The 24,072-nt window shown below is 73.0% G+C and carries 22 protein-coding genes and 2 pseudogenes; 4 read left to right on the top strand and 20 right to left on the bottom strand.

The window, feature by feature from the left end; all coding sequences use genetic code 11:
* Positions 1–204 precede the first annotated feature (204 nt).
* From bla to ACWZEH_RS21045, 5 genes and pseudogenes are all read right to left on the bottom strand, one after another.
* Positions 205–1,136, bottom strand: a pseudogene (gene bla / locus ACWZEH_RS21065) (class A beta-lactamase).
* Between the two features lie 234 nt (positions 1,137–1,370).
* Entirely contained in the window at positions 1,371–2,996 is a 1,626-nt protein-coding gene (gene groL, locus ACWZEH_RS21060; protein WP_384021010.1) for a chaperonin GroEL, read from the bottom strand.
* Between the two features lie 117 nt (positions 2,997–3,113).
* A complete protein-coding gene (gene groES, locus ACWZEH_RS21055; RefSeq protein WP_266079104.1) occupies positions 3,114–3,422 on the bottom strand; it encodes a co-chaperone GroES in 309 nt (102 codons plus the stop codon).
* A gap of 318 nt (positions 3,423–3,740) precedes the next feature.
* Positions 3,741–4,517, bottom strand: coding sequence for a polysaccharide deacetylase family protein (locus ACWZEH_RS21050; protein ID WP_456192665.1), 777 nt, complete (start codon positions 4,515–4,517; stop codon positions 3,741–3,743).
* Positions 4,514–5,446 carry a polysaccharide deacetylase family protein gene (locus ACWZEH_RS21045; protein WP_456192664.1) on the bottom strand — a complete coding sequence of 311 codons (933 nt, stop codon included), beginning with the start codon at positions 5,444–5,446 and terminating at the stop codon, positions 4,514–4,516. The genes ACWZEH_RS21050 and ACWZEH_RS21045 overlap by 4 nt, the downstream gene beginning before the upstream one ends.
* A gap of 112 nt (positions 5,447–5,558) precedes the next feature.
* On the opposite strand from ACWZEH_RS21045, the gene ACWZEH_RS21040 reads away from it, so the two are divergent.
* Complete coding sequence (locus ACWZEH_RS21040; protein WP_456192663.1) at positions 5,559–6,812, top strand: THUMP-like domain-containing protein; 1,254 nt, start codon at positions 5,559–5,561, stop codon at positions 6,810–6,812.
* Between the two features lie 39 nt (positions 6,813–6,851).
* Here ACWZEH_RS21040 and ACWZEH_RS21035 read toward each other — a convergent pair whose 3' ends face one another.
* Both ACWZEH_RS21035 and ACWZEH_RS21030 read right to left on the bottom strand, forming a co-directional pair.
* On the bottom strand, positions 6,852–7,904 hold the full coding sequence (locus ACWZEH_RS21035) for an LCP family protein (protein WP_456192662.1): 1,053 nt from the start codon (positions 7,902–7,904) through the stop codon (positions 6,852–6,854).
* Positions 7,905–8,258: 354 nt separating this feature from the next.
* Positions 8,259–9,314: a LacI family DNA-binding transcriptional regulator gene (locus ACWZEH_RS21030; RefSeq protein ID WP_456192661.1), complete on the bottom strand. Its 1,056-nt coding sequence runs from the start codon at positions 9,312–9,314 to the stop codon at positions 8,259–8,261.
* A 193-nt stretch (positions 9,315–9,507) separates the two neighbouring features.
* On the opposite strand from ACWZEH_RS21030, the pseudogene ACWZEH_RS21025 reads away from it, so the two are divergent.
* Positions 9,508–9,991 (top strand): annotated as a pseudogene (locus tag ACWZEH_RS21025) (glycosyl hydrolase); the annotation flags it as partial.
* Positions 9,992–10,015: 24 nt separating this feature from the next.
* Here ACWZEH_RS21025 and ACWZEH_RS21020 read toward each other — a convergent pair.
* From ACWZEH_RS21020 to tsaB, 4 genes are read right to left on the bottom strand one after another with little or no spacing between them, the layout of a single operon-like run.
* Positions 10,016–10,285 (bottom strand): hypothetical protein, encoded by a 270-nt coding sequence (locus ACWZEH_RS21020; RefSeq protein WP_456199743.1) that lies wholly within the window; start codon positions 10,283–10,285, stop codon positions 10,016–10,018.
* Positions 10,282–11,385: a tRNA (adenosine(37)-N6)-threonylcarbamoyltransferase complex transferase subunit TsaD gene (gene tsaD / locus ACWZEH_RS21015; RefSeq protein WP_456192660.1), complete on the bottom strand. Its 1,104-nt coding sequence runs from the start codon at positions 11,383–11,385 to the stop codon at positions 10,282–10,284. The genes ACWZEH_RS21020 and tsaD overlap by 4 nt, the downstream gene beginning before the upstream one ends.
* Positions 11,378–12,001, bottom strand: a complete 624-nt coding sequence (rimI, locus tag ACWZEH_RS21010) for a ribosomal protein S18-alanine N-acetyltransferase (protein WP_456199741.1) — start codon at positions 11,999–12,001, stop codon at positions 11,378–11,380. The genes tsaD and rimI overlap by 8 nt, the downstream gene beginning before the upstream one ends.
* Positions 12,002–12,039: 38 nt before the next feature.
* A complete protein-coding gene (tsaB, locus tag ACWZEH_RS21005; protein ID WP_456192659.1) occupies positions 12,040–12,693 on the bottom strand; it encodes a tRNA (adenosine(37)-N6)-threonylcarbamoyltransferase complex dimerization subunit type 1 TsaB in 654 nt (217 codons plus the stop codon).
* A 277-nt stretch (positions 12,694–12,970) separates the two neighbouring features.
* On the opposite strand from tsaB, the gene ACWZEH_RS21000 reads away from it, so the two are divergent.
* Positions 12,971–13,525 carry a hypothetical protein gene (locus ACWZEH_RS21000; protein WP_456192658.1) on the top strand — a complete coding sequence of 185 codons (555 nt, stop codon included), beginning with the start codon at positions 12,971–12,973 and terminating at the stop codon, positions 13,523–13,525.
* A gap of 51 nt (positions 13,526–13,576) precedes the next feature.
* Here ACWZEH_RS21000 and ACWZEH_RS20995 read toward each other — a convergent pair whose 3' ends face one another.
* The 5 genes from ACWZEH_RS20995 to ACWZEH_RS20975 form a co-directional block, all read right to left on the bottom strand.
* Positions 13,577–13,774, bottom strand: a complete 198-nt coding sequence (locus tag ACWZEH_RS20995; RefSeq protein WP_456192657.1) for a hypothetical protein — start codon at positions 13,772–13,774, stop codon at positions 13,577–13,579.
* A 198-nt stretch (positions 13,775–13,972) separates the two neighbouring features.
* A complete protein-coding gene (tsaE, locus tag ACWZEH_RS20990) occupies positions 13,973–14,491 on the bottom strand; it encodes a tRNA (adenosine(37)-N6)-threonylcarbamoyltransferase complex ATPase subunit type 1 TsaE (protein ID WP_456192656.1) in 519 nt (172 codons plus the stop codon).
* Positions 14,457–15,710, bottom strand: a complete 1,254-nt coding sequence (locus ACWZEH_RS20985; protein ID WP_456192655.1) for an alpha/beta fold hydrolase — start codon at positions 15,708–15,710, stop codon at positions 14,457–14,459. The genes tsaE and ACWZEH_RS20985 overlap by 35 nt, the downstream gene beginning before the upstream one ends.
* Before the next feature lie 66 nt (positions 15,711–15,776).
* The gene (alr, locus tag ACWZEH_RS20980) at positions 15,777–16,970 is read right to left on the bottom strand and encodes an alanine racemase (protein ID WP_456192654.1); all 1,194 of its coding nucleotides are present in this window, start codon (positions 16,968–16,970) and stop codon (positions 15,777–15,779) included.
* Positions 16,971–17,065: 95 nt separating this feature from the next.
* On the bottom strand, positions 17,066–18,583 hold the full coding sequence (locus tag ACWZEH_RS20975) for an NAD(P)H-hydrate dehydratase (RefSeq protein ID WP_456192653.1): 1,518 nt from the start codon (positions 18,581–18,583) through the stop codon (positions 17,066–17,068).
* 247 nt (positions 18,584–18,830) lie between these two features.
* On the opposite strand from ACWZEH_RS20975, the gene ACWZEH_RS20970 reads away from it, so the two are divergent.
* Positions 18,831–20,021 carry a hypothetical protein gene (locus tag ACWZEH_RS20970; protein WP_456192652.1) on the top strand — a complete coding sequence of 397 codons (1,191 nt, stop codon included), beginning with the start codon at positions 18,831–18,833 and terminating at the stop codon, positions 20,019–20,021.
* 66 nt (positions 20,022–20,087) lie between these two features.
* On the opposite strand, the gene ACWZEH_RS20965 is transcribed toward ACWZEH_RS20970, so the two are convergent.
* From ACWZEH_RS20965 to ACWZEH_RS20950, 4 genes are all read right to left on the bottom strand, one after another.
* Entirely contained in the window at positions 20,088–20,252 is a 165-nt protein-coding gene (locus tag ACWZEH_RS20965) for a hypothetical protein (RefSeq protein WP_456192651.1), read from the bottom strand.
* 5 nt (positions 20,253–20,257) lie between these two features.
* A complete protein-coding gene (locus tag ACWZEH_RS20960) occupies positions 20,258–20,629 on the bottom strand; it encodes a holo-ACP synthase (protein WP_456192650.1) in 372 nt (123 codons plus the stop codon).
* A 618-nt stretch (positions 20,630–21,247) separates the two neighbouring features.
* Positions 21,248–23,095: a glutamine--fructose-6-phosphate transaminase (isomerizing) gene (gene glmS / locus ACWZEH_RS20955; protein ID WP_456192649.1), complete on the bottom strand. Its 1,848-nt coding sequence runs from the start codon at positions 23,093–23,095 to the stop codon at positions 21,248–21,250.
* Between the two features lie 106 nt (positions 23,096–23,201).
* Entirely contained in the window at positions 23,202–23,996 is a 795-nt protein-coding gene (locus ACWZEH_RS20950) for a hypothetical protein (RefSeq protein ID WP_456192648.1), read from the bottom strand.
* Positions 23,997–24,072: the final 76 nt, after the last annotated feature.

The following is a 24,072-nucleotide window of genomic DNA, read 5'->3' as shown; positions in this document are numbered from 1 at the left end:
CGGCCATGCCGTCCGCCGCGGTCCCGCCCCGTCCGACGCCCGCTCACGGGAGGATCGTCCTGGTGTCCGCGCATGCCCCGGTGTGACCGACCCGACCACGCGAGGGGATACGGGACGCTTACGGCTCCCCCTCGTACCGAAGACGCGGAGGGGAGCCGGTGAACCGCCGCCTCCCGTGCTCCGCCCGCCCGCGGCGCCCCTCTCCTACGCCAACGCCCCGACGACCACCGACGCAGCCTCCGCGATCAGCTCGTCGTCGTGGCCGGCGTCCGCCGTCCTGCGATGCGACATGATCGCCATGACGAGAGGCGCGGCGTCGGGCGGCCACACCACGGCGATGTCGTTGCGGACGCCGTGGGCACCGCCTCCGCCGCTCTTGCCGCCGACCACCCAGTCCTCGGGGACGCCCGCCCTGATGAGATCGTCGCCGGTGGTGCCGGCCCGCAGCCACTTCGTGAGCTGTGCGCGGTCCTTCCCGTCCAGCGCGTCTCCGAGGACGAACGCCCGCAGGTCGCCGGCCCACGCGCGGGGTGTGGTGGTGTCCCGCGTGGAGCCCGGGGCCCATCGGTTGAGTTCCGGCTCGCGGCGCTCCACCCGGGTGACGGTGTCGCCCACCTCCTCGAGGGCGGACGCCAGGCCCTTCGGCCCGCCGAACGCGTCGAACAGGAGATTGGCCGCGGTGTTGTCGCTGTGGCGGACGGCGGCGTCGCACAGCTCACGCAGCGTCATCCCGGTGCCGACGTGCTTCCCGGTCACGGGAGGGTGGGCCACCAGGTCGTCCCCGGAATACGTGATCACCTCGTCCATGCCGCTCGGGGAGTACGCGCGCAGGACGGCGGCGGCGAACGCCTTGAACGTGGAGGCGTAGGCGAACCGTTCGTCGTCGTTGTGGGTCACTTCCCGCCCGTCACCGGTGTCGACCGCGTAGACCCCCAGCCGTGCCCCGTAGGTACGTTCCAGTTCCTCGAAGTCGCCGGTGGCCCGCTTCGCGGCCGGAGCCGGCCGCGCCGTCGTGGCGGACGGGGCCGGTGAGGCCGGGTGCCGCCGGAGCCGCACGCCGCGAGCGGAGGGACGGTGAGCGCGGCGAGCACGGCGAACCCGCCGGGGACGGCACGTCGTGCGCGTGAGTACTGCATGGGCGAACCTCCGGGTGACCCCGTGGACAGAGCTCTGCGGACGGTCCCTACGGAAGCACGAGATCGTCGAAGAACCCCGTGCGCCGAGCGTGGCACGGGGCACGGGGCACGGACATCCAGGACGCGTACCGGCGCGGGCGCAGCACGAAGGCCCGGCACCGCTGGTCGGCGGTGCCGGGCCTTCGTGTCCGCCACGGGCGTCGGTCACCGACGCCCGCCGCTATGAGCGCTCGCTCAGTGGGAGTGGCCGTGGCTGTGACCACCGGCGGCCGGCTCCTCCTCTTCCTTCTTCTCGACGACCAGGGTCTCGGTCGTCAGGAGGAGGGAGGCGATGGAGGCGGCGTTCTCCAGGGCGGAGCGGGTGACCTTGACCGGGTCGATGACGCCGGCCTTGACCAGGTCGCCGTACTCGCCGGTGGCGGCGTTGAAGCCGTTGCCCTTCTCGAGCTCGGCGACCTTGGAGGTGATGACGTAGCCCTCGAGGCCGGCGTTCTCGGCGATCCAGCGCAGCGGCTCGACGGCGGCGCGGCGGACGACCGCGACACCGGTGGCCTCGTCGCCGGTCTTGCCGAGGTTGCCCTCGAGGACCTTGACGGCGTGGACGAGCGCGGAGCCACCACCGGAGACGATGCCCTCCTCGACCGCGGCGCGGGTCGCGGAGATGGCGTCCTCCAGACGGTGCTTCTTCTCCTTCAGCTCCACCTCGGTGGCGGCGCCGACCTTGATGACGCACACGCCGCCGGCCAGCTTCGCGAGGCGCTCCTGGAGCTTCTCGCGGTCCCAGTCGGAGTCCGTGGACTCGATCTCGGCCTTGATCTGGCCGATGCGACCGGTCACGTCCTCCTTCTTGCCGCCGCCGTCGACGATCGTGGTGTCGTCCTTGGTGACGGTGACGCGGCGGGCGGAGCCCAGCACGTCCAGGCCGACCTGGTCGAGCTTGAGGCCGACCTCCTCGGAGACGACCGTGGCGCCGGTGAGGACGGCCATGTCCTGCAGCATCGCCTTGCGGCGGTCACCGAAGCCGGGGGCCTTGACCGCGACGGCGTTGAACGTGCCGCGGATCTTGTTGACGACCAGGGTCGACAGGGCCTCGCCCTCGACGTCCTCGGCGATGATCAGCAGCGGCTTGGAGGAGTTGGCCTGGATGACCTTCTCCAGCAGCGGCAGCAGCTCGGCGATGGAGCCGATCTTGCCCTGCGTGATGAGGATGTACGGGTCGTCCAGGACGGCTTCCATGCGCTCCTGGTCCGTCACGAAGTACGGAGACAGGTAGCCCTTGTCGAAGGCCATGCCCTCGGTGAAGTCCAGCTCCAGACCGAAGGTGTTGGACTCCTCGACGGTGATGACACCGTCCTTGCCGACCTTGTCCATCGCCTCGGCGATGAGCTCGCCGACCTGCTGGTCCTGGGCGGACAGCCCGGCGACGGCGGCGATGTCGGACTTCTCGTCGATCGGACGGGCCGAGGCGAGCAGGTCCTCGGAGACCGCGGCGACGGCGGCGTCGATGCCCTTCTTCAGGGCGGCCGGGGAGGCGCCGGCCGCGACGTTGCGCAGACCTTCGCGGACCAGGGCCTGGGCCAGCACGGTCGCGGTGGTCGTACCGTCACCCGCGATGTCGTTGGTCTTGGTCGCCACCTCCTTGACCAGCTGGGCACCGAGGTTCTCGAACGGGTCGTCGACCTCGACCTCGCGGGCGATCGTGACACCGTCGTTGGTGATGGTGGGGGCGCCGAACTTCTTGTCGATGACGACGTTGCGGCCCTTGGGGCCGATCGTCACCTTCACCGTGTCGGCAAGCTTGTTGACGCCGCGCTCAAGGGCGCGACGGGCGTCCTCGTCGAACTTCAGGATCTTCGCCATGGCAGCGGGAGCCCTCTCGGAAATCTGGGGTGAGAAAACACTGCGCCCCGGGCGCCCGGCTCAGTAAGCGTGTCGGGACCAGGGGCGCAGTTCGGAGCAAATCTGCTACGAGGTGACTTACTTCTCGATGATCGCGAGAACGTCGCGGGCCGAGAGGACGAGGTATTCCTCGCCGTTGTACTTCACCTCGGTGCCGCCGTACTTGCTGTAGAGCACGACGTCGCCGACGTTCACGTCGAGTTCGACGCGCTTGCCGTCCTCGATGCGGCCGGGGCCGGTGGCCAGGACAACGCCCTCCTGGGGCTTCTCCTTGGCCGTGTCCGGAATGACCAGGCCCGAAGCCGTGGTCTGTTCGGCGTCGAGCGGCTGGACCACAATGCGGTCCTCGAGCGGCTTGATGGCAACCTTGGAGCTGGCGGTCGTCACGATCCGACCTCCCCCTTCGGAGATCTCACGGGGTTAACTGTCTGAGGTGGCGACCAGGTCGATCCGTCGTCGCGGGTGCCGGACCTGCCCGTCGCTGTGTTGGCACTCTCCAGTGGGGAGTGCCAGACCTGAGACTATGACCGCGATTAGCACTCGGTCAAGCGGAGTGCCAATTCACTGCGTGGCGTCGCCGGATTTCTCGTGCACGCCGGCCCGGAAAGCGGACCCCTGTTCGGGTGGCCGTCCCGAGGGCCGCCACCCCCGGGCCCCCGGACGGGCCGGATCGTGAGCGGTGCCCGCCGGTGGCCGCCTGAGGACTCAAGGGCGCCGGACGTGGTCCTCAAGCCTCCCGACCCTCAACCCCCGCTCCTCCAGTTCGCGCAGCAGCCGCGTCGTCCGCTCCGCCAGGGGCAGGGCCGGAATCCCGCCCGCGGGGACGGAGATGATGTCGCCGGGCGTCAGGCGGTGCGCGCCGCGCGTGTACGTGAGGGTGCCGTCACCCTCCAGGGTGACCCGCCAGAGCACGACCGCCACGATGCCGCAGTCGCCGGCGGCCCGGAGGGTCGTGGTGTCGTACATGCCGTAGGGCGGGCGGAACAGGTGGGGGCGGATGCCGAAGCGGGACCTGAGCTTGCGCTGCTGGCCGCAGATCTCGGCGCGCTGGCCGGCGTAGGGCAGGCCGCGCAGGGCGGGGTGGTCGAGGGTGTGGTTCTGCAGGCTCGCGCCGACCGAGCGCAACCGGGCGAAGTGGCCGTAGCCGGGCCCCACCACGCTGTCCGTGAGGAACATGCTGACGGGGAGGCGGTGGTCGCGTACGAGGTCGATGAAGCGGGGGTCGCGTTCGGCGCCGTCGTCGTAGGTCAGGAAGACGACCTTGTCCCGGGTCGGGACGTGGTCGACGACGGGCGGGAGACCCGGATCGCCGCGGGGTGAGCGGCCCGCGCCGTCCCCGGCGCCCTTCCCCGCCCCGGCCTGAACGGTCGGGCTCACGGCCGGCCGGCCGGCCGACTGGCCGCAACCCGCCAGCACCGCCAGGAGAACCGCCGCGGCCGCCCCCCGCCGGACCCGCCGGACCCGCCGCGCCGGGCCGGTCACAGGTAGTCCTCCAGGCGCCCCACCGCGTACCCCTCGGCCGTGACCTTGTCCAGGAAGCGGCGGATCATGTCGGGCATGGTGCCCTTCCAGTCGTCGCGGCCCCGGAAGTGCGTGAGGACGATGTCGCCGGGGTGCAGCTCCCTGTCCCACTCGCGGTAGTCCCAGCGGTCGACGAAGACCTCCTCGTTCCACAGCGGGGCGTACTCGATGCCGCAGGACTTCGCCGCGCGCAGGGTGTCCTTGTTGTAGTTCCCGAACGGCGGGCGGAAGAGGACGGGGCGTTCGCCGTACCGCTTCTCGATGACGTCCTGCATGCCGCAGATCTCGCGCTTCTGGCGGGCGTAGGACAGGCCGGGCAGGTACGGGTGGTTCAGGGTGTGGTTGTGCAGGCCGACGCCCCGGTCCTGCATCTTCCCGAAGTAGCCGTAGTCCTCCTTGATCACGTAGTCGCTGAGGAACGCGGTGTACGGGATCTTCAGCTCGCTCATCATGCGCAGGAAGGCGGGGTCCTTCTCGGCACCGTCGTCGATGGTGAGGAAGACGACCTTCTCCTCGGTGGGGACGGTGGTGAAGACCGGGGGGAGGTCCAGTCTCCGGTGGCCGTCGACCTCGAAGCCCCTACGGGTGGTGATCCGGGGTTTCTTCCGGGGCGCGGGCGGGGCGGTCAGGGGCACCTGCTTGAGCCCCCAGCGCTTCGCCACGGCCGTGCGCGCGGCGTGCGCGGCGCGCAGTCTGGTGGCGTAGGAGTCGAGCGCGCGGGCCGGAGGCGCGTGGAGGGGCCGCCGTCCGCCCTCAGCCGGGTCCGGGGCGGTGGAGTCCTGTCCGCAGCCCGCGGCGAGAGGAGCGAGGGTCGCGAGAGTGAGTACGGCGACACCGGCCCGTACGCCACCCAGTGACCACCTTTTATCGTTTTGTCCTACTACTCGCATGGGGCCGGATCATCGCAGTCCCCGGCTCCTGCTCCGGCCCGACACCGCGGTCGGCGGCACACCGTCCACCGACTGGCCGACACCGGACCCGCGCCTGGCCCACAATGAGCCGGTGAACGACCGCACCGCGCCCCACGCCCAGCCCTCCCCGCAGCCCTTCGACGCCTCACCCCTCGCCCTGCTCCTCACCCCCGAGGGCCGCGCCCTCCTCGACGAGGTGCGCGACACCGACCCGGCCCGGGAACTCGCCGTCGCGACCCGGCTGCGCCGTGGGCATCCGGCGGAGCTGGTGTCGGCGGCACTCGGCCAGGCCCGGCTGCGACAGCGGGCGGTGGCGAAGTTCGGGGCCCGGGACGCCGGGCGGATGTTCTTCACCCCGAACGGGGTCGAGCAGTCGACCCGGGCGAGCGTGGCGGCGTACCGGGCACGGCGGCTGAAGGAGCTGGGCGTGACGTCGGTGGCCGACCTGTGCTGCGGGATCGGCGGGGACGCGATCGCGCTGGCCCGCGCCGGGATCCGGGTGCTCGCGGTGGACCGGGACCCGCTCACCGCGGCGGCGGCCCGTGCGAACGCGGACGCGCTGGGCCTGGCCGCGCTGATCGAGGTGCGGGAGGCCGATGTCACGGAGGTGGACACGGCCGGGTACGACGCCGTCTTCGTCGACCCGGCCCGGCGCGGCGGCCGGGGCCGCGTCTTCGACCCCGAGGCCTACTCGCCCCCGCTGTCCTGGGCGGTCGAGGCGGCCCGCGGGGCGGCCCGCGCCGCCGCCCTGAAGGTCGCTCCGGGCATCCCGCACGAGGTCGTCCCCCATGACGCCGAGGCCGAGTGGATCTCGGACGGCGGGGACGTGAAGGAGGCGGTGCTGTGGTTCGGCACCGGACGGGCGGCCGCCGGGCCGGGGGGCGCGGGGGCCCCGGCGATCCGCGCGACCCTGCTGCCCGGCCCCCGCACGCTGCTCTCCCGCGGCCTGCCCGACCCCGCGGTACGCCCGCCCGGCCGGTACCTGTACGAGCCCGACGGCGCCGTCATCCGCGCGCATCTCGTCGCCGAGGTCGCGCAGGACCTCGACGGAGGGCTGATCGACGCGACCATCGCGTACATCACCGCCGACGCGCACCGCCCGACGCCGTACGCCACCGCCTACGAGATCACCGACCGGCTCCCCTTCAACGTCAAGAAACTGAAGGCGCTGCTGCGCGAGCGCCGGGTCGGCACACTGACCGTCAAGAAGCGCGGCTCGGCGGTGGAACCGGAGGAACTCCGCCGCAAGGCCCTCCCCAGACCGAACGGCGCCGCGTCCGTCACCGTCTTCCTCACCCGCGTCGCCGGCGCCCCGACGATGCTCCTGGGGCACCCGGTGCGCTGACGCCCGCGGGCTCCCGGAACTCCCCCCGGCGGGGACGGGTCACCGCAGCGACGCCCACAGCTCCTCCGCCTCCGGCTGCTGTGCCACCAGCCGGTTGGGATCCCAGGGCGCCGGGAGCACCGGCATCGTCACGGTGGTGACGGCGGGCGAGGACAGGCCCTGCAGGCTCTGGGCGAAGCGGCTCAGCTCGGCCAGCGAGTCCAGGCCGGTGTCGGTCGTGAGGCTGCTGGTGACCGCGTCGGCGATCTCGTACAGCTCGGTGGGGTCGGTCAGCAGGCTCTGCTTCCCCACCTGGTCCAGCAGCGCCTTCACCAGCGTGTGCTGGAGACCTATGCGGCCGAGGTCGCTGCCGTCCGCTATGCCGTACCGGGTGCGGGCCATGGCCAGGGCCTCGGTGCCGTCCAGGTGGTGGGTGCCCGCTTCGAGGTGCAGACGGCTCAGGTCGTCGTCGATGTCCTCGTCCGTGGTGACGGTGACGCCGCCGAGTGCGTCGACCAGGCGGGCGAAGCCGGTGAAGTCGATCTCGACGTAGTGGTCCATGCGGACGTCCGTGAGCAGCTCGGCCGTCTTCACCGCGCACACCGGCCCGCCCACCTGGTAGGCGCTGTTGAACATCGCGTCGGCCACCGGCCGCGTCGATCCGCCGTCCGGCAGCGGGCAGGCCGGGCGGTCGACCAGGGTGTCGCGCGGGATGCTGACCACGGTCGCGGCGGTCCGGCCGGCGTCGAGGTGGACGACCATGGCCGTGTCGGAACGGCCCCCGCCGCTGTCGCCTCCACCGAGCTCCTGGTTCTCCCCGCCGCTGCGCGAGTCCGAGCCCAGCACCAGGACGTTGAGCGACCCCGTCGGCAGGGACGGGGCCGAGGCGGACGCCGAAGCGTCCCGGTCCGAGGCCGTCGTTCCCCTGGGCGGACGGTCGTCGCCCAGGGCGCCGTTGATGTCGACGCTCCTGATGTTGTCGCCCAGCTGCCAGTACGCCCAGCCGGCCGTCCCGGCACCCAGCACCAGCGCGCCCGCCAGCGCGAAGCCGGCGAACTTCAGGGCCCGCACCCGGCGGCGGACCGGCTGCCGGTCCGCCGCCGGGTGCGTCACCGGGCCTGTCGGCGGGCCCGTCCCTGTGTCCGCGTCCCCGGCGGGGTCCGGGGACGCGTCCGAAGACACCTCGCTCCCGCCTCCGCCGCGCCCGTCACCGTGCCCCCTGTCGCGCCCCTCGCCTCGCCCCTCGCGGGAGCCCCCGCCGTGGCCCTCATGTCCCATCACAGACAGGAACGTAAGTCCGAATTATGACAACGAACGCCCCCCGAACCGTTTTCTTGTGAAGTTCTCAGACTTCACAGCCCGGACTCACCCGCGGCGCGCGTCGAAATTTTCGGAAGAGTCGGCGACAGTTTTCGAGCAGTGCCCGGCCGACACCCGCAAGCCCGACACCCGCAAGCCCGGCGACCGTCACCCTCCGGCCGGCGCCCCCGTGCTGCTGCGCACCACCAGGCTCGTCGCCAGTTCCACCCGGGTCGCGGCGGCCGCGGGGTCCTCGCCCTTGCCGAGGTCGAGGACCAGCCTGGCCGCCGCCTCCGCCATCTCCGTCAGCGGCTGCCGCACGGTCGTCAGCGGCGGACCCACCCAGCGGGCCACCGGCAGGTCGTCGAACCCCACCACGCTCAGGTCCTCGGGAATCCGCAGGCCCAGCTCACGCGCGGCCTCGTAGAGACCGAGCGCCTGGAGGTCGTTGCCGGCGAAGACGGCGGTGGGCCGGTCGGGGCGGCGCAGCAGGGCGAGGCCCTGGCGGTACCCGGTCTCGTGGTGGAAGTCGCCGGTCATGACCAGCCCGGGGTCCACCGGAAGTCCGCCGGTCTCCAGCGCGGCCCGGTAGCCGTCGATGCGGGCGCGGCTGCACATCATCTGCGAGGGCCCGCTGATCGCCCCGATCCTGGTGTGCCCGAGCTCGACCAGGTGCCGGGTGGCGGCGAGCCCGCCCTGCCAGTTGGTCGCGCCCACGGAGGGCACGTCGGTGCCGGGGTCACCGGCCGGATCCATCACCACGAACGGGATGGAACGGCTGGTCAGCAGCGCCCGCCCGGACTCGTCGAGGCCGGACAGGACGAGGATCACCCCGTGCGGGCGGCGGGCGGCGACCTGGTCGGCCCAGGTCCGCCCCGGGGTGAGGCGGCCCGCGCTCTCGGAGAGCACGACGCTGAGCCCCGCGTCCCTCGCCACGTTCTCCACGCCCCGGATGACCTCCATCGCCCAGGCACTCTCCAGCTCGTGGAAGACCAGGTCGAGCAGGGGCGAGCGGGTGGCCTCGGCGCGCCGGCGCCGGTAGCCGTGGGCACGCAGCAGTTCCTCGACGCGGCTCCGGGTGGTGGGGGCGACATCGGCACGGCCGTTGAGGACCTTCGAAACAGTCGGTGCCGAGACACCGGCCTCGCGGGCGATCTCGGCGAGGGTCGCAGTCTGCGCGCTGCGCCCTCGCGTCCGGGTTTCGGCGGGCTGCGAGGAAGTCATGGCCGCGATCGTATCCCTGCGGGCCCCCTTGACGAAGTGTTCCCCGAGTCTTGGGCTCCCGGAACATTCGACAAACACTCCGAAACATTCGCAGGCCGCGACGAACCCGGCAGCCGCCCCGGCGCCAACCCGGCAGCCACAAAGAACCTTCGGACCTTTGTGAGAGGGCCCTCCGTCCCCCGACAGGAGTTTCATGACCACCGCGTCCTGGCGTGACCCCGCCCTGCCCGCCGCCGCCCGTGTCGACGACCTGCTCGCCCGGATGACCCTGGAGGAGAGGACCGCCCAGCCGTACGGGGTGTGGGTGGGCGCGGACACGGACGGTGAGGGAGTCGCGCCGCACCAGCACGACACGACCTCCGACTACGACCGGGACGAGCTGATCACCCACGGTCTCGGCCGGCTCACCCGCCCCTTCGGCACGGGGCCCCGTCGACCCGGACCTCGGCACGCGGTCGCCGGCCCGCGCCCAGCGCCGGATCGCGCGGGCGGGCGGGTTCGGCATCCCGGCACTCGTGCACGAGGAGTGCCCGGCCGGCTTCACCGCCTGGCGGGCCACCGCCTACCCGGTGCCACTGGCCCGGGGTGCCGCCTTCCACCCGGAGCCGGTCGAGGAGACGGCCCATCGCATCGGCCACGACCTGCGTTCGGCCGGTGTCAGCCACGGTCGGCAGCCGCCCGTCGGCTCGTGGCCGCGCCGGTCAACTCGCGCCCACCGACTCGAAGCGCCACCGGTGTACCGCGCGGGTGACCAGGTCCCCGGGCGGGTCGGTGAGTTCGGGGAGGACGGCGTCGTACGGGGCGTTCCACCAGGTGATGACGAGGACCCGGTCCTGCGGGGCGCGGAAGGTTTCCCGGCGCAGGGAGGGCGGATCGGCGGGCAGTTCGCGCAGCCGCTCCTCGGCCCAGGTCAGCAGTGCCCCGCCCCGGCCGGGCACGGCCCGTGCCTCCCACATCAGCGCGACGGTCACGAGTACAGGTTCTCCCCGCCGGCCTCGTGCACATGATCGTGCGTGTGCGTGTGCGCCTCGCCCGGTACGTGGGGTTCCGTCACCGGGAGGGAGGAGTCCGCGGACAGGTCCCAGTCGGACGCCGCCCGGCCCCGGGCGACCATCTCCGCGCCCAGGGCGGCCACCATCGCGCCGTTGTCCGTGCACAGCCCCGGACGCGGTACGCGCAGCCGGATGCCGGCCGCCTCGCAACGCTCCTGGGCCAGCGCCCGCAGCCGGGTGTTGGCGGCCACTCCGCCGCCGATCATCAGATGGCCGACGCCCTCGTCCCTGCAGGCGCGTACCGCCTTGCGGGTGAGCACGTCCACGACGGCCTCCTGGAAGGAGGCCGCCACGTCACGCACCGGGACCTCCTCCCCCGCCGCCCGCCTGGCCTCGATCCAGCGGGCCACGGCCGTCTTCAGACCGGAGAAGGAGAAGTCGTACGCCGGGTCGCGCGGCCCGGTCAGCCCGCGCGGGAACGCGATCGCGGACGGGTCGCCCTCACGCGCGTACCGGTCGATGACCGGGCCGCCGGGGAAGCCGAGGTCGAGCACCCGCGCGATCTTGTCGAAGGCCTCGCCGGCCGCGTCGTCGATGGTGGCGCCCATCGGGCGGACGTCGGAGGTGATGTCCGAGGAGAGCAGCAGCGAGGAGTGGCCGCCGGAGACCAGCAGCGCCATCGTCGGTTCGGGCAGCGGCCCGTGTTCCAGCTGGTCGACGCAGATGTGCGAGGCGAGGTGGTTGACGCCGTAGAGGGGCTTGCCGAGGGCGTAGGCGTATGCCTTGGCCGCCGAGACGCCGACCAGCAGCGCGCCGGCGAGCCCCGGGCCGGCGGTGACGGCGACGCCGTCCAGGTCCCGGGCGCTGACCCCGGCCTCCTTCAGCGCGCGTCCGATCGTCGGCACCATCGCCTCCAGGTGGGCGCGGGAGGCGACCTCCGGGACGACACCGCCGAAGCGGGCGTGCTCGTCGACGCTGGAGGCGACGGCGTCCGCCAGCAGGGTGGTGCCCCGGACGACGCCGACACCGGTCTCGTCGCAGGAGGTCTCGATCCCCAGCACCAGGGGTTCGTCAGCCATGGGTCTCGGTTCCTTCTACGCCGTTCACGGGGTTCGCGGGGTTCGCGGGGTTCGCGGGGTTCGCGGGGTTCGCGGGGTTCGCGGGGGCGGCCGTGGGGGCCTCCGGGGCCACGGAGGCCCCCGGGGTGACGGAGGTGGACAGGTCGGCCAGCCGCATCACCAGGGCGTCCACGTTCCCCGGCTGGTAGTAGCCCTTCCTGACCCCGATGGTCTCGAAGCCGAAACGCTCGTAGAGCTTCTGGGCCCGGACGTTGTCGATCCGGCACTCCAGCAGCACCTCGGCGCACTCGAACGCGGTCGCCGCCCGCAACAGCTCCGTCAGCAGCCGCGAGCCGAGGCCGGTGCCCCAGTGGTCCCGGCGGACGGCGATGGTCTGGACGTCGGCCACCCCGGTCGCCTCGCCCGTACCCTCGTCGCCGTCGGCCGCCACGCCGGCGGAGGTGAGCCCCGCGTATCCGACGAGCCGGCCCTCCTCCTCGGCGACCACGTAACGGCGGGTCGCGGCGGAACCGCGCGCATGGGCCAGTTCGGACCAGAACATCCCCCGCGACCAGGCGTCCTCGGGGAACAGCTCGCGCTCCAGCTGGAACACCCGCTCGATGTCCCACCAGCGCATCTCGCGCAGTGCGACCTTCTCGGGCCCTGTCGCTCGTGTCACTTGGGGGTGACCACCTTGTAGTTCTTGGGGACCTGGGCATCGGGGCGGCGCAGGTACAGCGGCCGCGGCGCGGGCAGTTCCGTGCCGGCCGCCAGCCGCTCGGCGGCCAGCCGGGCGAGGGCTGCGGCACTCACGTGCTCGGGCTCGTGCGCCTTGGGGAAGGTGTCGGGGTACAGCAGCGCGCCGGCGCCGACCGCGGGCAGCCCCGCGACCCGGCCGGCGATGTCGGCGGGCCGGTCGACGGCGGGGTCGGTGAGGCGGGTACGCGAGTCGGCGTACCGCGCCCAGTAGACCTCCTTGCGGCGGGCGTCGGTCGCCACGACGAAGGGGACCTCCAGGTCCGCGGCGTACGCGAGGCCGTCCAGCGTGCACACACCGTGCACGGGGACACCGAGCGCGAGCCCGAAGGCGTCCGCGGTCATCAGGCCGACCCGCAGCCCGGTGTACGGCCCGGGGCCGATGCCGACGACGACCCCGGTGAGGGCGTCCGCCTTCACACCGGCCTCGGCGAGCACCCGGTCGATCGCCGGGAGCAGCAGTTCGCCGTGGCGGCGGGCGTCCACCTGACTCGACGAGGCGATGACGTCGCCGCCGTCGTGCAGCGCGACGGTGACGGCAGGGGTGGCGGTATCCAGAGCGAGCAGGAGCACACAAACAGCCTACGGCTCCCGGCGCCCCGTGTCGGACGGCCCGGTCGGACGGTCACGTACTGCTACCGTCACATCGGCGTATGCACACTCCGGGACGATCCCGAATGATCCGGGACGATCCCGCACGATCCGCGGTCGTCCCGAAAGACCACCACCGGGTGGTACGGAACGGCCCGGGCGACCACGAGCGGTGCGGGCCGGCATTCGAGCGGCGCAGAGATGCAGAGGCACAGAGGCACAGAGACAGCGGCACAGCGGCACAGAGGTGGTGACGGCGGTGGCAGGCGACAGCTCGGCGATCGTGACGGGGCTGACCGCGGCGGCCCTCCTGACGGTGGGCGTCCTCGGCTACCAGGCGTCCGCGAACGCGCCGGCCACTCGGGCGGCCGCCCGCGCGGGCACCGTACCGGCGGCCCTGCAGGCCGACCGGGACGAGGAGTCCCCCTCCCCCACCGGTCCGCCCCGGGGGTCCGGCCGGGGCATCCGGGTCGTGTACGCGCTGGACGACGACCGGGTGTGGCTGGTCGAGAAGGGCGGCGAGGTCCGGCGCACCTTCCCGGTCAGCCCCGGCACGGTGGACCCGGAACCGGGCACTTACCACGTCACCTCCCGCTCGGGGGCCGTCACCGGATCGGACGGCGTCCCGGTGGAACACGTCGTCCGCTTCGCCACCGGCAACGGCACCGCGATCGGTTTCAGCGCGGCGGTCGACGGCTCGGCCCCGGAGCCGGACCCGGAGGTCCCCACCGGCGGTATCCGCGAAACCCGTGCGGACGGCGAGGCGATGTGGAAGTTCGCCACCATCGGCCGCAAGGTCGTCGTGGTGCGTTAGCCGCGAGGTCGCCCGCGACCCGGGCCCCGCGACCCGTGGCTCACGCCGCGATCAGGCGGCCTCGCGGTGGCCGTTCACCGGCCCGGCGAGCCGGGGCTGCGGGCGCGGGTGCGGCTGCGGTTCGGGGGCGCGGGGCGGGGTGGAGATCGCGGCGGCGGCCGCGCCGGCCGCCAGCAGGTCGCGCATCGACACCCCGGTGGACGACTGCGGCCGTGCCTCGGTCCGGCGAGAACTCTCGGTGGCCGGCATGGACGCCTCCTGGGGCCGGGGGCGGACGTGGTTAGGTAGACCTAACCGCGAGCTGGATACCATGTGACCACGCTCGGGACACCGAATGCAACATTTTGCCGACACCTTGTCGGAACGCACGGCGAACAGACACCGCGGGCACAGGAAACCGGGCCCGGGAAACCGGAGACCACGGGCGGCGGGGCACCCGCCACCCGCTCAGGCCGACAGCGCGCTCAGGTCCGTGCCCGCCCAGCGGTCGCCCAGGCCGGTCAGCGTCATGTGCCGTACCTCGTCCGTGGTGTCGCCGACCGCGCGGTGGATGACGATCTGGAGCCGGTCGTCGGTCAGCTCCTCGATCCTGCCCTCGCCCCACTCCACGACGATCACCGACTCGGGCAACGAGACGTCGAGATCGAGGTCCTCCATCTCGTCCAGCCCGCCCGACAGCCGGTACGCGTCGACGTGGACCAGCGGCGGGCCGTCCCCCAGGGACGGGTGCACGCGGGCGATCACGAACGTCGGGGAGGTGACGGCACCCCGCACCCCGAGCCCTTCGCCGAGCCCGCGGGTCAGCGTGGTCTTGCCCGCGCCCAGCTCGCCGGTGAGCATCACGAGGTCACCGGCGCGCAGCAGCTTGGCGAGGGCGCGGCCCAGGTCCCGCATCTGCTCGGCCGAGGTGACGGTGAGCTCGACGGACGGCTCAGCCCGGTTGTGCGCTGCTGCTGGTGCTTCCATAGCCACCCACGGTAGCTCCTGCGGGCACCGCGCCCGCGCGGACCAGCAGGTCCGCGAGACGGTCGGTGACCACTTCCGGGTGTTCCAGGATGACCAGGTGCCCGGCGTCCGGTACCAGCACCAGTTCGGCGTCCGGCAGCAGACCGGCGATGGACTCGCTGTGCTCGCTGGGTGTGATCAGGTCGTGCACCCCCGCCAGCACCAGTACCGGGAGACCGGTGAAGTGGGCGAGGGCCTCGGTCTTGTCGTGCTCGTGGAACGCCGGATAATACTCGGCGACGACGTCGATCGGGGTGGACTCGATCATCCGCTCGGCGAACCGGGCGACGGTCGGGTCGACGTCCCGGGCCGCGAACGAGTAGCGCTTGATGATCCCGGCGAACAGGTCCACGGTGGCCCGGCGCCCCTTCTCCACCAGCTCGGCCCGCTGCCCCAGTGCCTTCAGCACCCCCGGGAGCACCCGCCGCACCGCGTTGACCCCGGCCACGGGCAGCCCGAAGTTGACCTCGCCCAGCTTGCCCGGCGACGTGCCGACGAGGGCGACGCCGACGACCCGCTCGCGTATCAGCTCGGGGTACCGGTCGGCGAGGGCCATCACCGTCATTCCTCCCATGGAGTGCCCGACCAGCACGATCGGCCCCTCGGGGGCGGCGGCGTCGATGACGGCCTTGAGGTCCTGCCCCAACTGGTCGATGGTGACCGGCTCGCCCCGCTCGGCCTGGGCCGCGCCCCGCCCGGAACGGCCGTGGCTGCGCTGGTCCCAGTAGACGGTCCGTACGACACCCCTGAGCGCGGCCCGCTGGAAGTGCCAGGAGTCCTGGCTGAGGCAGTAGCCGTGGCTGAAGACAACGGTGACGGGGGCGGGCGACTTGCGGCCGAACAGCCGGCGGCGGCGCGCGGGGGTGGCGTCCGGGTCGGGATCGGGGTCGTCGACCTCGTAGTACAGCTCGGTGCCGTCCTCGGCGTACGCCGTGCCGGGGGTGCCGCGCAGCGAACCGTACGGTCCCGTGGAGTCCAGGGCGAGCCGGGCCTTCCTGCGCATGCCCCGGCCGACGGTCATCCGCTCTATGGCGACCCCGGCGGCGGCCCCCGTGGCGAGCACGCCTATCGCCATGCCGGCGACCCCGGTCGCCCGGCGCCAGCCGCCGGACACTTCGGCGACGGAGGCGGCAGCCGTCATGGCGGCGTCCCGGGCAGCCTCCGCACTGCTCTCGCTCACGTACTGGCTCCTCTGTCGTTCCGGTCGTTCCTCATGCGCGTGCGGTCGGGCGGGCGTACCGACGTACTACTCCGTCACGTCGCCCGTGCCGTCCACGGCGTTCACATGGACGCGCGGGACGCGGGTTCCGATCCGGGTGACGATCTCGTACCCGATGGTGCCCGCGGCCTGCGCCCAGTCCTCGACGGTGGGCTCGCCGCGGTCCCCGGGGCCGAAGAGCACCGCCTCGGTGCCCGGTGGGGGTTCCTCCCCGCCGAGGTCGACGACGAACTGGTCCATCGCGATCCGTCCCGCGGCCGTACGCCACTTGCCCTCGACGAGCACCGGACCGGTGGAGGAGGCGTGCCGCGGGATGCCGTCCGCGTAGCCGAGCGGGACGAGGCCGAGGGTGGTGGCGCCCGGGGTGACGTAGTGGTGGCCGTACGAGACGCCGTGTCCGCCCGGGACGTGCTTCACCAGGGCGAGGGAGGCGGTCAGGGTCATCACCTGGCGCAGCCCGAAGTCGGCCGGGGTGCCGACCTCGGGGCTGGGTGAGACTCCGTACAGGGCGATGCCGGCCCGGACGAGGTCGAAGTGGCTGTCGGGGAGGGTGAGAAGGGCGGGCGAGTTGGCGATGTGCCGGACCTCGGGGGCCACGCCCTGCTGCTCGGCGTGCGCCACCATCTCCCGGAAGCGGGTGAGCTGGGCGTCGATGGAGGGGTGGCCCGGTTCGTCGGCGCAGGCGAAGTGCGACCACAGGCCGGTGACGCGCAGCAGCCCGTCGGCCTCGGCGGTGAGCGCCGCGGCGACCAGGCCGGCCCAGTCCCCGGGCGCGCAGCCGCCCCGCCCGAGGCCGGTGTCGGCCTTGAGGTGCACGCGCGCGGGCCGCCCGGCCAGACGCGCGGCCGCGGTGACCTCCTTGAGCGCCCACATGCCGCTGACGGAGACGTCGAGGTCGGCCTCGATCGCCTCCCGCCAGGGCCCGCCGGGTGTCCACAGCCAGCACAGGACGCGTACGCCGGCGGGGACACCGGCACCGGGCGCGCGCAGCGCCAGCGCCTCCTGCGGGGTGGCCGTGCCGAGCCAGGACGCCCCGGCCTCGACGGCCGCCCGGGCGCAGGCGAGGGCGCCGTGCCCGTACGCGTCCGCCTTGACCACGGCCATGAGGGCGGCACCGGGCGCGTGGGCGCGCAGGCTCCGCACATTGGCGCGCAGCGCGGCCAGATCGATCTCGGCACGGGCCCGCAGGGTCGCGCTCCGCGCGGCATCTGTCTCGTTCATCGCGCCCCAGTGTCTCAGAGCGGTACGAGGCCTCACCGGGAGTGGTACGGCCAAGGCGGGGAGCGGTACGACACCGCCGGCGGCCCGGGGCGGGGTCACCCGCGTGTGACGTCCCGCCACGCCGCCGGGATCGCCGCCGCCACGTCGTGCGCCCCCACCGGCGCGCCGTCCGCCGCGTAGCGTCCGGCGAGTCCGTGCAGGTAGGCCGCCACGCTGCCGGCGTCCCGGGCCGGCAGTCCCGCCGCCAGCAGCGAGCCGGCGAGGCCGGACAGGACGTCCCCGCTCCCGGCTGTGGCCAGCCAGGACGTGCCGGTCGGGTTCACCCGTACGGCGATGCCCTTCCCCTCCCCGCCCCCGCCCCCGTCTCCCGGGTCGGCGACCAGGGTCGTGGAGCCCTTGAGCAGCACGGTCGCTCCGTACCGTCCGGCCAGTTCACGCGCCGCGGCCAGCCGGCCGCCCTCGACCTCCTCGCGCTCGACGCCGAGCAGCGCGGCGGCCTCTCCGGCGTGCGGGGTCAGCAGGGTCGGCGCGCTGCGGGCCCGTACGGCCGAGGCGTCGGCGAGCCGCAGGCCGTCCGCGTCGATCAGCACCGGGACCTCGGCCGCCAGCGCCTCCGCCACCGGCCCGGCGTCGTCGCCGGCGCCCGGCCCGGCCACCCACGCCTGCACCCGTCCGGCGTGCTTCGGTCCCCGGTCGGACACCAGCGTCTCGGGGAAGCGGGCGATCACGTCCTGTGCGGCGGGACCGACGTACCGTACGGCCCCGGCGCCGCCCCGCAGCGCGCCGGCGACCGCGAGCACGGCGGCGCCGGGGTAGCGGGCGGACCCGGCGACGACACCGACGACACCGCGCCGGTACTTGTCGCTCTCCGCGCCGGGCACCGGCAGCAGGCGGGCCACGTCAGCGTGCTGGAGCGCCTCGAGCACCGGGCCCGCGGACCCCGCGGTCAGGTCCAGGCCGATGTCGACGAGCCGTACGGACCCCGCGTACTCGCGCGCCGGATCGACGAGCAGCCCCGGCTTGTGCGTCCCGAAGGTCACCGTGAGGTCGGCCCGGACCGCGGTGCCGCGCACCTCGCCGGTGTCCGCGTCGACGCCGCTCGGCAGGTCGACGGCGACGACCGCGGCGCCCGACCGTTCGGCGGCCTCGGCGAGCGGCACCGCCGCCGGGCGCAGCCCGCCCTTGCCGCCGATCCCGACGATGCCGTCCACGACGAGGTCGGCCCGCCGGACGGCGGTGACGGCATCGGTGTCCGCCCGGGTCCCGCTTGTGGCATCGGCGTCGGTGGTCCCCACGGTCCGGCCGCCCGCCCGGCGCAGTGCCGCGAGCCCGGCGGCATGGGTGCGTTCCGGCGCGAGCAGCACCGCCGTGACGCCGGCGCCGCGCCGGGCCAGCCGGGCACCGGCGTAGAGGGCGTCGCCGCCGTTGTCCCCGCTGCCGACCAGCAGGGCGACCCTGCTGCCGTAGACCCGGCCGTGACCCCGCCCCAGCAGGTCCGCGCAGGCCGCGGCGAGTCCGGCGGCGGCGCGCTGCATCAGCGCGCCCTCCGGCAGCCGCGCCATCAGGTCCCGCTCCGCCGCCCTGACCGTCTCCACGCTGTACGCAGTACGCATACGTCCGAGTGTCCCCCACGGCCCGTCCCGCACACCCTGCTCCAACTGCCGCTCGGGGGAAGCCCTCCCCGCTCCCCCTCCCGCGCCCCGGAAACCGGTCGAAAGTTGTCGGAGCCCGTCCCCCGGTCGCATCCATTGACGCCATGCCGCCCTCTCGCCACACTCACCATCCCCCACCGCGTGAATCGATTCAGTCGAATCGGTTCGACGCGACGAGAAGACCAGAGGAAGAGGAAGCAGAGACCCCATGGGACGCAGAGCCGCACTCCTCGCCGCAGCCGGCGCCACCGCCCTCCTCACCGCCGCGGGCGCGCTGACGGCCCCCGCCACCGCCGCACCCGCACCCGCACCCGCACCCGCCGTCCAGGAGGCCCCCATCCAGGCCGCGGCCTGCGGTGACGGCTCCTACCAGGCCGAAGCCGTGCAGAGCGGCAGTACCTGGACCTCCCGGCGCGGCAGCAGCGTCGTCTACACCGGTACCGACATGCGCGCGGCCGTCCAGGCGGCGGTCAGCAGCCTGTCCTCCGGCCGCACCTCCAAGGAACGGGTGGTGGTGCGCGGCTCGGGCTCGATCTCCGCCGGTTCGCGCATCTCGCTGCCGAGCTACACGGTTCTGGACGTCTGCGGCACGATCAACGTCACGGGCAGCGGCTCCGGCGACCAGGCCCCGGTCTACTCCCGCGGCACACGGGACGTCGAGGTCCAGAACCTCAGCGTCACCGGGGCCCCGCTGTACGGCATCTTCCTGCGCAACGTGCAGAACGTGGTCCTGGGCCAGATCGACATGCGCCTCTCGCGCGGCCTCGGCGTCCGTATCGACAACCGCGGCGACACCAGCCAGTGGACGAGGAACGTCCGCATCGACAACGTCTACGTGTCCGGCGCGTCCAGCCACGCCGTCGAGACGTACGGGGTCGACGGCCTGACCGTCGGCACGGTGACGGCCCGCAACGTCGGCGAGTCCGGTCTCCTCCTCAACCAGACCGTCAACGCCACGGTCGGCAGGGTGGACGCGGAGAACGCGGGCACCGGCACCGGTTACGCCGCGTTCCGCATGGCCAACCGCAACGGGCGGATCGGCAGCTCGTACGCGACCAACATCCGCGTCGGCGAGGTCGTCGCGCGGGGCGGCGGACGCGGCGTGTTCTGCGTCTCGGAGAGCGGCGGCGCGACGATCGACCGGATCAGCCTGTCCAACACGGGCAACAACGCGATCCTGATCGAGAACTGCTACAACGTGAACCTCGCGGCGCAGAGCGGCACGGTCACGGGCGGCGGCGAGATCCGGCTGGCGGCGCGCACGGAGTTCGCGAACAACCGGGACATCACGGTGCAGAACCTGACGGTGACCAACTCCTCGATCCGCGAGAGCCCCTGCGGTGAGAACACCACGTTCCGCAACAACAGGCTGGTCAACAGCAGCCAGTCCATCTGCTGACAAAACCGGCGGCACCAGGGTGGCCGGCCGGCTGAGGCGCAGGCGAAGCCCCGCCCGCCCGGCCGGTCACCTGCGCCTGCGCCCCGCCCGACGGGCCATCCGCACCATTCTCACGACCGTGAACACCACGACGAGCAGGGCGGCGGCGGCCAGAAGCACCTCTCCCCACACCGGCAGCCGTCCCCCGACCTCCCCGACCCCGGGAAACCCCAGCAGGCTCGGCCGGTCCATTCCCGTCACCCTTCGGCGACGACGACCGCCGAGGCCACCCCGGCGTCATGACTGAGCGAGACGTGCCACGACCGCACCCCCAGTTCCTCGGCCCGCGCCGCCACGGTCCCCTTCACCCGCAACCGCGGCTGCCCGCTGTCCTCGCAGTACACCTCGGCATCGGTCCAGTACAGCCCTCCGGGCGCACCGAGCGCCTTGGCCAGCGCCTCCTTGGCGGCGAACCGTGCGGCCAGCGAGGCGACCCCCCGCCGCTCCCCACTGGGCAACAGCAGCTCGCCGTCCACGAACAGCCGCCGCGCGAGACCGGGCGTCCGCTCCAGCGACGCCGCGAACCGCTCGATCTCGGCCACGTCGATCCCGACCCCGATGATGCTCATGCCGAGCACTTTACGGCGACGCCGGAGGGGAAACCCGGTCACACGCTCACGCGGGAACGGCCGACAGCTCGCACCACACGTACTTGCCCCGATTGCCCTCCCCGGACAGCCTGCCGACCCCACGCGTCCGAACACGCCCGGACGAGCGCCAGCCCACGCCCTTCCTCCCACCCGGCGTCCACGCCCCGGTACCGGGGCGGTTGTGCCTGCTCGCGGCCCACTGCTCATGCACCGACAAGGTGCTCATCAACACCCTGACCCCGATGGCAACCGACCGGACACGAGGCTGGTGGGAGAAGTGCCGGGGCCGTCTTCCCGGACCGAGTCCCTGAGCTCCCGGCTGAGGAGCGGGAGTCGCGTGTCCGACGGACGACACCCGATGCGACGCAAGCCGATCCCGGAGCGCCCCTCTCCCGCACCGTACGAAGCGGTCATCCACGAAGCTGCGATCCGGCTCGGGAACAGTGGCCGAGCAACGTCACGGGATCAACCCGCCCGTCTTCCCGAGGTCTCCGGAACAGACCACGTCATCCTCCGTCCGCGATCCCAAGACCCCCGGCCGAGCCCCCTCAGCGTCCCCACCGCGGCCTTCACCGCCTCCCTCGACGCGATCCGAGTTCACTCCACCGTGACCGACTTCGCCAGGTTGCGGGGCTGGTCCACCTCGTTGCCGCGGGCCGTGGCCAGCTCGCAGGCGAAGACCTGCAACGGCACCGTCGTCACCAGCGGTTGCAGCAGTGTGGGGGTGGCCGGGACGCGGATGAGGTGGTCGGCGTACGGGACGACCTCGTCGTCGCCCTCCTCGGCGATGACGACGGTGCGGGCGCCGCGGGCGCGGATCTCCTGGATGTTGGAGACGATCTTGTCGTGGAGGACGGAGCGGCCGCGTGGTGAGGGGACGACCACGACGACCGGCAGGTCGTCCTCGATCAGGGCGATCGGGCCGTGCTTCAGCTCGCCCGCGGCGAAGCCCTCCGCGTGCATGTAGGCGAGTTCCTTGAGCTTGAGCGCGCCCTCCAGGGCGACCGGGTAGCCGACGTGCCGGCCCAGGAACAGCACGGTGTTCTTGTGGGCGAGGGTGCGGGCGAGTTGGCGTACGGGCTCCATGGTCTCCAGGACGCGTTCCACCGACCGGGCGATGGAGGACAGGTCCCGCACGACCGCGCGGATCTCGTCGCCGTACTTCGCGCCGCGGACCTGGGCCAGGTACAGGGCGACCAGGTAGCAGGCGACCAGCTGGGTCAGGAAGGCCTTGGTCGAGGCGACGGCGACCTCGGGGCCGGCGTGGGTGTAGAGGACGGCGTCGGACTCGCGGGGGATGGTTGAGCCGTTGGTGTTGCAGATGGCGAGGACCCGGGCGCCCTGTTCGCGCGCGTGCCTCAGGGCCATCAGGGTGTCCATGGTCTCGCCGGACTGGGAGATGGCGATGACGAGGGTCTGCTGGTCGAGGATCGGGTCGCGGTAACGGAACTCGCTCGCCAGCTCCACCTCGCAGGGGATCCGCGTCCAGTGCTCGATGGCGTACTTGGCGATCATCCCGGCGTGGAAGGCCGTGCCGCAGGCGACGATGACGACCTTGCCGGCCTCGCGCAGCGCCTCCGGCGCGATGCGTACCTCGTCGAGGGACAGGGCGCCGGAGCCGTCGATGCGGCCGAGCAGGGTGTCGGCGACCGCCCGGGGCTGCTCGGCGATCTCCTTGAGCATGAAGTAGTCGTAGCCGCCCTTCTCGGCGGCCGACGCGTCCCAGTCGACGTGGTACGAGCGGACGTCCGCCGGTGCGCCGTCGAAGCCGGTGACCGTGACCGCGTCGCGGCGCAGTTCGACCACCTGGTCCTGGCCCAGTTCGATCGCGGAGCGGGTGTGGTCGATGAACGCGGCGACGTCCGAGGCGAGGAACGACTCGCCCTCGCCGACACCCACCACGAGCGGCGAGTTGCGGCGCGCGCCGACGACCACGTCCGGCGCGTCCGCGTGGACGGCGACCAGGGTGAAGGCGCCGAGCAGGCGCTTGCAGACAAGGCGCATCGCCTCGGCGAGGTCCGCGCAGGACGAGAACTCCTCCGCGAGCAGGTGGGCGACGACCTCGGTGTCCGTCTCGGAGGCCAGGTCGTGGCCGCGCCCGGCCAGTTCGGCCCGCAGTTCGGCGAAGTTCTCGATGATGCCGTTGTGGACGACGGCGACCCGGCCCGCGTTGTCGAGATGCGGGTGGGCGTTGGCGTCGGTGGGGCCGCCGTGCGTGGCCCAACGGGTGTGACCGATGCCGGTCGCCCCGGTGGGGAGCGGCCGGGCCGCCAGCTCCTTCTCCAGGTTGAGGAGTTTCCCGGCCCGTTTCGCCGTGGCGAGCCCGCCGTCCGCGAGGACGGCCACACCCGCCGAGTCGTAACCCCGGTACTCCAGCCGTTTCAGTCCGGCCGTCACGACGTCCAGCGCCGACTGCGGCCCCACGTATCCCACGATTCCGCACATGACCGGCAGCCTACGATCCGTCAGGCACCGAAAAGGGCCGCCGCGTGCCCGGAATCGGAAATTCCCACCGGTGCGCGACGCACCGGTGGGAACGGAAGGGGGTGCGTCAGCCGAGCTTGGCGAGCTGGGCGTCGGAGATCTGCGTCGGGAAGGGGGCCTCCTCGCCGGTGCCCATCGCAGCGAGGTTGACCGCCGAGAAGGCCGCGACGACGGAGCCGGTGCGCGTGATGACGACGTTCAGGGGGGCCTCGACGCCCTCGGCGGACATGGTCAGGGTGATCGCGAGCGCTTCGTCGGCACCCTTCGGCGCCTCGGTCCTGGCCGCCTTCACGATCTCGAACTTCTCCCCCACGGCGGTGTAGGTGAAGCCTCCGGCGCACTTCTCGGCGGCGGCGTCGACGTCCTTGATGACCTGCTCGGCGCCGCCGTCCTCGTAGGAGGCGAGGGTGACCAGGGCCTTGTCCACGTCGAGGCCGGCGAGCAGGGCCTCCTTTGGGTCCGCGCCCTCGGCGGGCTTCTGCGGCCCGCTCGTCCAGGACCGCTTGACCGTGGCGGCGGGCGAGCCGACCGGAACACCGGCCTGGACATGGGCGAGCGGCTGGCACGCCTCGTCGTCGGCCTTGACCTTGTCGGCGGCCACATCGTCCGTCGCGGGCAGCTTGGTGACCACCTTGCCGTCCTCCACGTCCGCCTGCGTCAGCGCGGCCTTCTCCAGCTCGGCCGCGGTCAGCGCCTTGGCCGCGGGCGCGGCGGAGGCGTCGGCCTTGCCCTCGTCACCCTTACCGCCGCCGCTGCCGCTGCCGTTGCCGCTGTCGTCGGAGCCGCCGCAGGCGGTGACGAGCAGGGCGAGCGCGGCGGCGGAGGCGGCGAGAGCGGTACGGCGGACAGCGGTGGTTCTCACGGGGAACTCTTTCTTCGAAGGCGCGGCGGGACCCGCGACGCGTTGCGCGCAATATAGACACGGCTCCCTCATGAAA

The sequence above is a fragment of the Streptomyces yamdrokensis genome (assembly GCF_053890455.1).
This window is presented reverse-complemented; position numbering and strand designations above follow the sequence as displayed.